This window comes from Treponema sp. R6D11 (assembly GCF_054786075.1).
The window spans coordinates 1-11,487 of sequence record NZ_BDHD01000055.1 but is presented as its reverse complement, the minus strand read 5'-3'; the positions used below and the strand labels follow the sequence as shown (position 1 = coordinate 11,487).

At 40.4% G+C, this 11,487-nt stretch carries 10 protein-coding genes; 5 read left to right on the top strand and 5 right to left on the bottom strand.

The features are described from left to right. On the top strand, nt 1-361 hold a 361-nt coding region (locus ACYVTD_RS06765), incomplete at its 5' end, for a HEPN domain-containing protein (protein WP_461247018.1). Nucleotides 362-461: 100 nt separating this feature from the next. Here ACYVTD_RS06765 and ACYVTD_RS06760 read toward each other — a convergent pair. From ACYVTD_RS06760 to ACYVTD_RS06750, 3 genes are all read right to left on the bottom strand, one after another. Beyond that, the gene (locus tag ACYVTD_RS06760; protein ID WP_461247017.1) at nt 462-1,787 is read right to left on the bottom strand and encodes a FlgD immunoglobulin-like domain containing protein; all 1,326 of its coding nucleotides are present in this window, start codon (nt 1,785-1,787) and stop codon (nt 462-464) included. 80 nt (nt 1,788-1,867) lie between these two features. Further along, on the bottom strand, nt 1,868-2,179 hold the full coding sequence (locus tag ACYVTD_RS06755) for a nucleotidyltransferase domain-containing protein (RefSeq protein WP_461247016.1): 312 nt from the start codon (nt 2,177-2,179) through the stop codon (nt 1,868-1,870). Nucleotides 2,180-2,189: 10 nt separating this feature from the next. Further along, nucleotides 2,190-3,407 carry a S1C family serine protease gene (locus ACYVTD_RS06750; RefSeq protein WP_461247015.1) on the bottom strand — a complete coding sequence of 406 codons (1,218 nt, stop codon included), beginning with the start codon at nt 3,405-3,407 and terminating at the stop codon, nt 2,190-2,192. Nucleotides 3,408-3,611: 204 nt separating this feature from the next. On the opposite strand from ACYVTD_RS06750, the gene ACYVTD_RS06745 reads away from it, so the two are divergent. From ACYVTD_RS06745 to ACYVTD_RS06730, 4 genes are read left to right on the top strand one after another with little or no spacing between them, the layout of a single operon-like run. Next, a complete protein-coding gene (locus ACYVTD_RS06745; RefSeq protein WP_461247014.1) occupies nt 3,612-4,961 on the top strand; it encodes a hypothetical protein in 1,350 nt (449 codons plus the stop codon). Between the two features lie 22 nt (nt 4,962-4,983). Further along, nucleotides 4,984-5,730 carry an HAD family hydrolase gene (locus tag ACYVTD_RS06740; protein ID WP_461247013.1) on the top strand — a complete coding sequence of 249 codons (747 nt, stop codon included), beginning with the start codon at nt 4,984-4,986 and terminating at the stop codon, nt 5,728-5,730. Nucleotides 5,731-5,767: 37 nt separating this feature from the next. Further along, nucleotides 5,768-9,580, top strand: coding sequence for a SpiroCoCo family coiled-coil protein (locus ACYVTD_RS06735; protein ID WP_461247012.1), 3,813 nt, complete (start codon nt 5,768-5,770; stop codon nt 9,578-9,580). Between the two features lie 20 nt (nt 9,581-9,600). Further along, nucleotides 9,601-10,359 (top strand): hypothetical protein, encoded by a 759-nt coding sequence (locus ACYVTD_RS06730; protein ID WP_461247011.1) that lies wholly within the window; start codon nt 9,601-9,603, stop codon nt 10,357-10,359. Between the two features lie 66 nt (nt 10,360-10,425). On the opposite strand, the gene ACYVTD_RS06725 is transcribed toward ACYVTD_RS06730, so the two are convergent. Then, nucleotides 10,426-10,689, bottom strand: coding sequence for a Txe/YoeB family addiction module toxin (locus ACYVTD_RS06725; protein ID WP_461247010.1), 264 nt, complete (start codon nt 10,687-10,689; stop codon nt 10,426-10,428). Between the two features lie 3 nt (nt 10,690-10,692). After that, complete coding sequence (locus ACYVTD_RS06720; protein ID WP_461247009.1) at nt 10,693-10,947, bottom strand: type II toxin-antitoxin system RelB/DinJ family antitoxin; 255 nt, start codon at nt 10,945-10,947, stop codon at nt 10,693-10,695. Between the last annotated feature and the right edge of the window lie 540 nt (nt 10,948-11,487).

Here is an 11,487-nt window from a genome sequence, read left to right as displayed (position 1 = left end):
TTTATATTCCGCTCAAATATTATATGGGCAAGTTCGTAAACCTTATGAGATAATTTGTTATCATTGCGCCCAATCAACAGAGAAATATTTGAAAGGTTATTTATCATATAATGACATTATACCTGAAAAAACACATAATTTGCTTTTATTGCTTGAATTGTGTATTGAAAAAGATAAAAACTTTGAAAACATCAGAACAGAATGTAGTTTGTTGAACAAATTTACTAATGAGATACGTTATCCTCACAGGATAGAAATAAAAAAAGAAGATGTGGACTATTCTATCAATTCGGTAGAACGTATTAGAAAGATTGACCCAATGAAAAAAATAATTGATATTGTAAATAATTCAGGTGTTTAAAAAATGATATATTAATTGAACCATCAGGAGAAAGTTTTAACATTACCCCGCCAAATGGCAAACCAAAAGAATGGTAAATTTGTAAATCATGCCTACTTCCCTAGTAAACAATCCCAAGCCCTAGTCCGCCGTAGATACCTGATAACTCTCCGTGTTTCCACATTCCTCCCTGCAATGAAAAGTAAAAAATTGACGGCGGTGGGAAAAAGTAAACTTGCGCTCCCGCTAGAATTCTAGGGTTTTTTGCGTTATCTGCAAAATTAAATTCGCTTCTTGCGGAAAGCCCTGCGTTAAACCAATCGCCCTTGTACATTACCCCTGCTGAAAGTAAAAATTCAGGAGTAATTCCTTCGGGACCAAGCCAAAATGCTGCAGGGCATAGGGCAAGAGAGAAATTTGCCAGTTCCAGCGAAAGGGGTAGGTAAAGACCGGCTCCGCGTCCGGGGCTTAAAGGTTCTTCCCCATTTTTTCCAGCCCATGAGTAAGAAGCGGCGGCTGACATGGCGAAGGGAATTGTACCGCCGTCAAGAATGTTGAATTTTAGGGAACCTGAAACGCCCCAGCCTGTTTGGTTTTCAAATAACGGATTTATGTTAAAGACAGTTGTAAGTTCAAGCTTGTTTACAGGAGATGCCCTCATGCTGATTTTAAATGGCAATCCTGAAATAACGCCGTTTTCCTGCACGTTAGCTGACGGCATTTGAAAATCCTTAAAAATTAAGCCTGCTTCAAATTGAAAGCTACCAGCGGGAAGCGTGTGGGGCAGGGGAGTGAAGGCAAGCCCTGAAACAACGCTTTCTGTGGAGAGTGGAAAAATACTGAATGAATAATTTATTTCGGTTTCCAGTTGCAAGGTTGACGTTTTTGCCTCGTCATTAGAAATTTCATGCAAGGCTGACGCTTTTATTGTTACTGTATAAATCCCCTGCGGTAAAACTTTTCCTGTTAAGTCCCTGCCATTCCAAGTTGCGGATTGAAGCCATGTTTCAAAATTGTCAAGCTGTTTCTCGTATACAACCTCGCCGCCGTTGTCCGTAATTATAATTGTTCCAGTCCCCGGAGCGGAAACTTCAAAACGGAATTCCGTAACACCAAGAACGCTTGAATTTGTCGGGTTAAACCGCTTTCTGCTTTGGGATACGTTTGCAAGCTTAAAAACAGCAGGCTTCATAATAATATCGGCGTTTACCGCCGTCTGTTCGTTTACAAGCACAGTTACTGAAGCGTCTTCCCAACCGAAAGCCCTCGCTCTTATTGTTCGGTATCCTTCAGGCAGATTTATTTGCGTTTTGTTGTCATTCAATAAATTAATTGTAACAGTTTCGTCTAACGCTGCCGCTGATATTTGCGGATTAAGTGCAAGCGTATCGGGACTGCCTGCCGCTTTGCGGACGGAAACAAGAACGGTTCCCTGTATTACTTCCATTTCGATAGAGACAACAAGTCTGCTTGTGTTAAACAAAGTAACATTAAATTTTCTGTCTTTGTATCCGTCTTTGCTTAAAATTATTTGATGTTCTCCCGATGTGATGTTGTTTCTTCAAGGATATTTTCTTTTTTTCTTGTATTAAATACACTTTCTCTGTTTAACAATAAATCAACAAAAAATATTTTTTTTAGACTTAAATCTACCATTATTTTTGTATAAATTTCCATCATATTTACAATATTGTCAGGGGTAACTAAATAAATATCTATATCGCTTTTTTCAGTTGGATTTCCATAAGCGTAAGAACCAAATAAATAGATATATTTAGCCTGAACATTTTTGAGAATAGATTCTTTTATAATATCAATTCTTTCCGCCAGATTTTCCATATTCCTTCCGCTAATTCATCACTTCTTCCCTGTCCGCCAATGTTATCTGCAAAGTAGTAGTCTGCCCGCCACGCATTATTTCCACTTTTACAACATCGCCTGGCTTGCTTGCTTCTAGCGAGGCGTAAAGGTCAGCCAGAGTGTTTGTCTTTAAGCCGTTTATGGAAGTGATAATGTCGCCGCCAAGATAAATTACGCTGCGTCCGTATTGCACAGGCTCATTGCCCTGGCGTAAGCCGGCTTTTTCGGCAAGACCGCCTTTTTTGGTGCGTGAAATAAGAAGCCCCGCTTCTACAGGTAATTTCGCATAACGGACTAGGCTCGGGAAAAGCTGAACGACAGTCGCGTCTATCCAGCCTCGGCGGACTTTTCCGTATTGAATAAGCTCGTTTACGACACGTTTGGCGGTATTAACAGGAACGGCAAAACCAATGCCTACAGAGCCGCCTGATGGGGAATATATCATCGTGTTAATTCCAATCATTCTGCCTTGAGTATCCAAAAGCGGACCACCTGAATTGCCCGGGTTTATCGATGCGTCAGTCTGAATCATGTCTCGGATTATTCGGTTTCTTCCCGTTTGAACAGGACGACCCAAACCTGAAACAATCCCTACTGTTAAAGTGCGTTCAAGGGCGAAAGGGTTGCCTATCGCCAAAACTTTCTGCCCTACTTTTAAGCTTTTAGAATCGCCGTAGAGAATTGTCTGTAATACCATTCCTGCGGGAGGGGTAAATTTCAAAACCGCCAAATCGCTTTCGCTGTCAACGCCTACAACTGTCCCCTCAAATTGAGAGCCGTCCGCCAAGTTGATAAAGACCTTGTGAGCGTCTTGTATCACATGGTTATTGGTAAGAACATAGCCACGTCTGTCAATAATGGAGCCGGAGCCGGAGCTGCCTTCTTGAGGAACCGGCTCAAGAAACCAGTTTATCGCCATAGTTTCCGTAGTTATGTTTACAACGGCTGAATTTAATTTTTCATAGATATCGATATTTTCACGCTCGTTGTCGGAATATTGAGTATTGTCGGCTGTGTTTAGTATCTTATATTCAGATTGTACCAGAGCAAATTCGTCCGTCTCGGTCTCTTGTTCCGACAAAACGGCGGAATCAATATTTGACTTAAAAAGGGGCTTTACAAGCCCAAAACCCGCGACAAAAAGCAGGACTACAACGGCGCTTAAAATCGAGAAAAATAACACCTGACCACGGCTATATAGCTTCATTTTGACCCTCCATACTACTGGGAACATCTAAAAACTTCAGTTTTTAGATGTTTTCATAACCTATGAAGAAAATCGCTTTACAATAACTCTTTACGTTTTAATGAATTAGCGATTTTCTTCGAGGAACCTCTAAAAACCTAACCGAGGTTTTTAGAGGTTCCCTACTATAAGTATAACGAAAAAAGACCGATAATAGAAGTAATTATGCCTGTATTTTTCGTTATTTTGTTTATTTTATTAAATGTCTCCCCGGTCTGCGGTCTTGATCTGCCTGTTTCCAAAATATCAGACGATTCCCTTGTAAGACTAAAAATTAAAGATTCATGGTTGGTGGAAACGCCCGACAGAGTTCTCTCAATGTACCCAAGAACAGAAACGCTTGAAAGCGGAGAGAAGGTGGAAATACGCACTACAGTAGGCAAAGAAGAATTCATGGTGCATATATCGCGCGAGTTGACGCGCGGCACTAGCCCGACAAACCGCATAGGGACAGGGCAATTTCCCGGTTGGATTCAAGGCTCATGGATGCTGACACGGCGTAAAGATACAGGCGCGGCTACTCAGATAAAAATATTCCTGCGTTCAGACCAGCAAACTTTTATTCAGTTTCATCCTTTTAATTCGGACAAGTGCCTTTTGGACGCTGTTGTATACGGCGGTTATGTCGCCCATTCAATACCTGTCGCTGTTTCGTTTGAGCGTTTATACACAATGCCTTTAAACGATATTTTGCGACTGGTAGAAAATAAATTCCCCATGCGGTATTTTCAGCCTGACATTTCCAACTACAGGGAAACAAGAGCGTTTGTAGCGCAAGTACGCTCAAGGCTTACAGGTTTGCGTTTTGTCGATGACGGCGCGGTTAACGAAAACGGAAGATTTGTTTTTATCGAGACATTACAGCCGCAGCCTTCCAACTTGCAGGGTTTTAACTGTTCAGGTTTTACAAAATGGCTGATAGACGGAATTTTGCGTCCTATTACAGGCGAAAGACTTGGAATTACTCCGCTTAAAGCGCCGTTTGGAGACAGAGGCTCTTCTTTTACCGCCAACTATGAAATAAAAAAAGATATATTTTTCGGTCTTGACTGGATAAGAAATCTTGCGGCGGTGGCGAATGGAACGCTCAGGTCTCCTTCGTACCGCTCACTCGATGAATTTGAAATCCGCAAAAACGATTTTGCCCATATCCTGATGAATGAAAATGGGGCTCTTGTCGTCCATTCCTACCCGGGCTTTTTGCCTGAAGCTGGATACTCCATTGAAGGACTGCATCCGCTTCTTTACACTCTTGCCATTGACGAGCCTTACAGTTTTTATCTTGCCGCCGTAAATACGGAACTGGGAGACCCTACATCGCTTCGCGGAACTCCTCGTCTTCGCCAGTATTACCATGTAGCCGCGTTAATTCCTTATTTTGATGAAAACGGATTTTTTAAAATTGTAGTTTTTGAAAGTGCGGCGGAAACATCGTTTACAGCTTTTAGAAACCGCTATCCCGGTCATCATGTCAATCTTGTAAAAATTCCAGTCTCGCCTACTTTCGATCCTTGACAATTACCGCTATAATGATCAAATGCGAACCGATATTGAAGGCGTTGCGTTTGATCTTGACGGAACCCTGTATCCCAACTACCGCCTGAACATAAGACTGATACCCTTCGCTATTAAAGAATTACCCCTATTAGCCGCTTTCGGCAAAACAAGAACAATAATCAGAAAAGAACAGGAAGACGGCTTAATTCAATATGATAATTTCTATCAACATCAAGCTGAAGTTACAGCGCGACTGTTGAACGCTCCGGCGCAAATAATAAAAGAAAAAATCGAGCGTTTAATTTACAGGGGCTGGGAACCTTTCTTTAAAAAAATCGATATTTTTTACGGCGTAAAAGAAACGCTTATAGGGCTTCATAATTCAGGCTATAAATTGGGGCTTTTATCGGACTTTCCTCCAGAAACAAAACTTGAATATTTAGGGATTTCCGAACCCTGGGACGCAGTATACTGCTCCGAATATTCAGGCGCGTTAAAACCACATTCACTGTCGTTTACAGTACTGGCTGACAAAATGAATCTGCCGCCCGAAAAAATCCTCTATGTGGGAAACAGCGTTTCTTACGATGTCGCGGGGGCAAAAAATGTCGGCATGAAAACGGCATGGATTAGAACATTTCCGTTCAATATCGCGGGAGCCGCGGAGGATTACTTAAAAACAACGCCGATTAGCAAGTTTTTGCCGGAAATTCGGTATAAAAAGGGTCCAAAACCCGATTTTTCTTTCAATAACTATCGCCAATTATTCGATTATATGCTACATTAATTACATTGGGTATTATTCAGGGGGGGATATAATACTGATGATTACAATCGGAAATATAATAACACTCGGCATTGTAGCGTGCGCTCTTATCTTCTATAGATTTACTGATAAAAATAACCGCTCGCTTGAGAAAGTAAAAAAATACACTGAAAAATGCAAAGAAGAAATAGCCTCTTTTGCTGACGAAAAAAGCATGGCGGTAAAAAATTTCGGCATCGATCTGGAAGTTGAAAAAAAAGCCGCCGCCCAGTTAATGAAAAATATTCAAAAACTTACCGAAGAAGAACTCGCTAAAAAATCTCAGGCTATATCCAAAATAGAAGAACATATCCGCGCTTTTGAAACCTCCCTCAACGAACTGTTTGGAATGACGGACAGAGTACAGGAAAACTTAAACCGCATTAAAGATGAATCTGTCTTTGTAGAAAATACAGGAAGGCGCGTAAGCGAAGCTAAGGAAAAATTTGAACAGGTAGAAAAAGCGTTAGAAGCCGCCGGGAAAAATTTGGAAGAAACCGAAGAACGTCTTGAAAGAAAAAACGCCGAAGCGATGGAACAATCAACAAAGGACGTATTGGCGGGAGTTAAGTCGATTGTTTCTGATTTTGAAGCTACGGCTCATGTATTGGAACGAAAAGTAGAAGAACACCGCGAAGCGGTAAATAAAGTTGAACGTGAACGTGAAGCCGTATTAAACCACGACATTGAACAGATAAAAAAAATCTTTAGAGACGCCCTTGAAAACGCCGGAAAACGCGCGGACAAAATTGAAGAAGCCGCTTTATTAAAATTACGCGATCAGGCGATGGAAAGAGTTAACAGCATAAAAACTTTCTTTGAAGAAAAATTAAAATCGTCGCAGGATATTCTTAAAACGGAACAAGGCTCTATTAATGAAAGACTTAAAGGCATTCACGATAAATGGAATGCCGAAATACTTGATATAAGCACAAAGCAGAAAAATTATTATCAGGAATGGATTAAGAGCGCCGCAGAACTTGACAGCATGGCGAAAAAACAAAAAGAAGATATAACGTCTTCTCTAGCCCGCCAACAGGAAGAAATCACAAACGCGCTTATAAAAGAAAGGGATACTGTCAACACGTCTCTTGTACAACAACAAAACGACTGGAAGCAGAATTTCCTTGAGTTAAAAAAATCAGCGGAAAAACAGCGTAAGGAATTGGACGTAAGCTTGTTAACTTCCAAACAGGAGCTTAATCTTGCCATTAACGATTTAAAAACAAAATCACAACAGGCGTTAAAAGAACAGCGCGATGAGCTTGATTCGGCAATAAGGCAGAACCAAAAAGAAATAAGCGCAAGCCTTACTGAGTTAAAAGAAAAATCCGGCGCGGCGGTAAGGATACAACAGCAGGAAACGAACGAAATTATCTCCAAACTTAACGCTTCTCTTTCCGAATTGCAGAATCAGGCGAAAAATCTTCAACATCATCAACAGGAAGAACTTACATCTACATTAAAAGATATTAAAGAAAAAACCGATAATGCCGTAAATCATCATCAGAGCGAATTGTCGGCGGTTCTTAAAGACCTAAAAGAAAAAAATAATACTGCCGTCAATCTTCATCAAAATGAATTGTCGACCTTGCTTAAAGACCTTAAAGATAAAAATGATTCCGCCGTTAATCTTCACCAGAATGAATTATCAACATTACTTAAAGACCTTAAAGAAAGAACCTACTCTTCTGTTAATCAACAGCAGGGCGAATTAACGGCGGCTCTTAAAGACCTCAAAGAAAAAACTAATACCGCCGTCAGCCAACAGCAAAATGAAACAACGGGGGTTCTTAAAGATCTTAAAGATAAAACATACTCCGCCGTCAACCTTCATCAAAATGAATTATCGGCGGCTATCAAAGAATTTAAAGAAAAATCAGATACGGCTATTTCAGGTCAGCAGGAAAACCTTAACGCCGCTCTTGGCAAACAGATGGAAGAATGGAAACATCTCTGCGCTGATACGGAAAGGGACATTATTGCGGCTAACGAAAAACGCCTTGATGATTACAACAAAAGCCACAACGAAGCGTTTAAACAGCTTACCAACCTTGCCGACGACGCCGCCAAACTGGAAAGCGAACTGCGTCTTTCCATGCAGGAAGCCGTATCAAGGGTTAATAATGATTTTGCGGCGTTTAAGAAAGAATCCGCAGTCAACATGGAAACAACTGTCGCTTCGTTTAACAGCCAGGCTCAATCCCTGCGCAAGGAACTTGAGGAAATGGACAAAGAGCTTGAAGGCTTGCGCAAACAGGCTCATGACAATGTATCAGAAAAACTTACCGCCTTTGAAAAAGAATTCGCTCTGGAACTTGGAAAACGAAACTCCGAAATCAGCAAACAAATTACAGAATGGCAGTCAGACCTTGAAAAACGCATTGAAAGCACAGGCGAAAAAATTACAAATGAATGGAAAACCGCGGAAGAAACTATCACAGCGGAACACAAAAAGAACATTTCCGCATTGGGCGATCGCCTAACATCAAATATGGAAAAACTAAAACAGGAAGAAGCCGCTTTTGAAGAAAGTATAAGAAAAGACATGAATAATATTGATAAAAATTATTCATCATTTAATGAGCAGATTAAAAAAGACCTTGAAGGAATGCGTATTTCCGCCGAGGACGAAGTTAAGACACAAGTTGGTCAGTATCAGCTTTCAGTCCAGGAAACCATCAAACAAAAACAAAGAGATTTGGAAAAAGAAATTGAGGAGATTTCTGAACATTCCAAAACAGCATACGCCGCTCTTGAAGAAACTGCTCGCGAGGCGAAACAGACTATGGACGAATGGCAAAGCCAGAATAACAACAGAATACGCGAAATGGACGCCTCTTTTGAAGACCTTCGCCGTCGTAGCAGAGAAACCGAGAAGGATAACGAGGAACGAATCGCGCTATTCCGCCAGAGCGTTGATGATATAAACAAAGATCTTGCCGCTCAGAAAAAATTAGTTGATCAAACAGGCGCTCTTAAAAAAGACCTTGAGAAAAAGATAGAAGAAATGAACGATGATCTTAACAGATTGGAACAGCGCAAGAGCGAAATTACTCAGCTTGAGAACAAATTAGCCAACGTAAGGCGTACCGAAGACGAGATAAATAATAAGATGACAAGGTTCCTTAACGAGCAACACCGCATTGATCAAATGGAAAAAGATTTTACCAACTTGATTAAAACATCGCAATCAGTTAAGGAAAAACTTGAGCAAGTTTCGTCTTCCGATGACATTCTCAGCGCCGTACAGGTGCAGATACGCAAATTGGAAGATTCAATTAAGGAAGCGAATGAAAAATATCAGCGTATCGAGAAAAAGAACGAAGTCCTTGAACAGACTAACGAGGGCATCGACCAAAACTTTAAATCCCTGCAAAAGACGGAAACCGCGATTAAGAACGCCGAAAAAATTATTACGTCTCTTGCAAGCCAATTTGATAATCTGCGGACATCAATAGAGCTGTTAGCGTCTCAAAATGAAAAAGCGTCTAATGCCGTAGATAAAATAGCTTCTCTTGATGAAGCGTTAGCGCAAATTGAAAAACGCATTAACGACATGAATGTCGCCCGCGAATGGCTAGCGCGCACGGAAACGGAACTTATCGCTCTGGATAAGGACGCAAAGTCCCTGCTTAAATTGACCAAGGGAATAGTTGAGAAGGAAAAAGGCAAACCTTCAAAGAACGAAGGCTCTGTTACTCCGCAGGATCGCGAAGACATACTAAGATTAAAAGGTCAGGGCTGGTCAACCGAAGAAATAGCAAAAGCTACAAACCGTTCCAGAAGCGAAATAGAATTAATACTGGAAGTAGCCTCAAGGGGCGCTTAACTCGTGGACGGAGAAATAACTTGACCAGTAGCGCATGGAACAAGTTTAAAAAAGCCCGTGAGCATTTTAGAGTAACAACAGAAGAATTGTCCCGCTCCCTGCCTAAACTTAAAAAATTACAGCAAGAACTTGCGGATACAAGGGCAAACGGAAAAAACTCGTTATACACTGTTGAAACTCCCGTTGTATACAATGCAGCGTTAGATGAAATAAATATTGACGATGAAATAAAACTTATCATTGTTGCTGATAACCCGGGACGCAGAGAACAAGCGGCGGAAAACAGGCGTTATCTTGTAGGACATTCCGGCAAAATAGCAAAAAAGTTTTTTATCGACAACCCGTCCCTTGGAATAGATTTTACAAAAAACGTAATTATATTAAACAAAACCCCCATTCACTCTCCAAGAACTGTTGAATTACGGGAACTTGTCAAAATGGAAACGGCAAACGGCAAACATTCCATTGCCTGCGCCATTGAAGATTCCCAAAAAAACATGGCTGACATTCTTTTTGAATTTCATTCTGCGTTAGATTGCCCTGTTTGGATAATAGGTTACAGCGAGATGCGTAAAGGCGGCATTTTTGAAGCCTACACTGAAAAACTGAAAGACTTATATGCAAATAAAAAAGAAATGTATAACCGCCTATTTTTTTACCGCCATTTTTCCATGAATCAATTTACTATTGACTTAAAACAACAATCAAAACCCGGTGAAAGCGTGAAGAAAACTCTTGAGCGTATTGGCGAAGGGTATAGGGGAAGGATACTGGGGTAATGAGATTTTTATGGAAAGAAGTTCTCACAAAGGACACGAAGAGGAGAAGGTGTATCTTATTCAACTTTACTTGTCCCCGTAATGTGTACGGCAATTTGATATTTTGATTTTGTCGTCTTCTATGCAATATATCAATCTGTGAGTATCGTCTATTTGTCGAGACCACCAGCCGGATAAATCGTGTTTTAATGGTTCAGGTTTCCCGATTCCAACATTGCCATTTCTTTCAATATCTTTTATAAGTTGATTTATGCGTTTAATTGTTTTTTTATCATTTGATTGCCAATAAAGATAATCTTCCCAAGCATCATCAGTCCATAATTTTTGCATGGGTTAATCTTCTATTAGTTCGTGAGCGGTTAATTTACCTTCTTTTGCTTCTTGGATGGATTTTCGTAAAACTTTCATATTTTCCGAGTTATAAAAAGGGTCTTTTCTGGTTGTAAGCTCAAAAGGGATGCCGCCCTGACGGATTGTTTGGCGGATAAACATTGTAAAAGCCGTACTCATGTTTAATCCCAATTCGTTAAAAATATTGTCCGCACGAGCTTTTAATTCGTCATCAATACGGATATTGACCTGTGCCATTTGATACCCTCTCTATATATTGTATATCATTTAATATACACTGTAAAGAGTTGCGTGTCAAGTTTTTTGTTTTTATTGTTAATTATTTTGTAAGAATTTTACCACGAACCTCACGAACCAAGAGCGAACTAAGAGGGATTTGAGTAGATTATCTATTTGACAATTTATTACCGAGTGAAGGCAGATGTATGCCTAAAGATTTACTTGGGGGTCCTGTCCGAAAAAAAACACCTCGACTCACCGTCGAGTCATTTTTTTTCCGCCACCCCTCAAGTATTTTATTAGGCATACATCTTATACCACTCATAAGCATTTTAACTATTGACAAATTTCCACAAAAAACGCAAAATATTACCATGAGCGAAAAGACCGCCATGTTAAACAAAACATCTTCAAATTACGCCTTAAACGGCGTGCTTTCGAAAGTGAGGGATTTTAATGGCTATTAATAACTTTTCAAAAGACTGTTACATACCTCACTCTGACCGCAACGCGGACGGCGAGCTCTGTCTCTTATTACACATCTCCGAGCCCACGAGA

Coding starts and splice junctions, on each gene's coding strand:
- ACYVTD_RS06760 (WP_461247017.1), bottom strand. CDS start 1,787: ATGGAAGTAATACAGGGAACCGTTCTTGTTTCCGTCCGCAAAGCGGCA.
- ACYVTD_RS06755 (WP_461247016.1), bottom strand. CDS start 2,179: ATGGAAAATCTGGCGGAAAGAATTGATATTATAAAAGAATCTATTCTC.
- ACYVTD_RS06750 (WP_461247015.1), bottom strand. CDS start 3,407: ATGAAGCTATATAGCCGTGGTCAGGTGTTATTTTTCTCGATTTTAAGC.
- ACYVTD_RS06745 (WP_461247014.1), top strand. CDS start 3,612: ATGCCTGTATTTTTCGTTATTTTGTTTATTTTATTAAATGTCTCCCCG.
- ACYVTD_RS06740 (WP_461247013.1), top strand. CDS start 4,984: ATGCGAACCGATATTGAAGGCGTTGCGTTTGATCTTGACGGAACCCTG.
- ACYVTD_RS06735 (WP_461247012.1), top strand. CDS start 5,768: ATGATTACAATCGGAAATATAATAACACTCGGCATTGTAGCGTGCGCT.
- ACYVTD_RS06725 (WP_461247010.1), bottom strand. CDS start 10,689: ATGCAAAAATTATGGACTGATGATGCTTGGGAAGATTATCTTTATTGG.
- ACYVTD_RS06720 (WP_461247009.1), bottom strand. CDS start 10,947: ATGGCACAGGTCAATATCCGTATTGATGACGAATTAAAAGCTCGTGCG.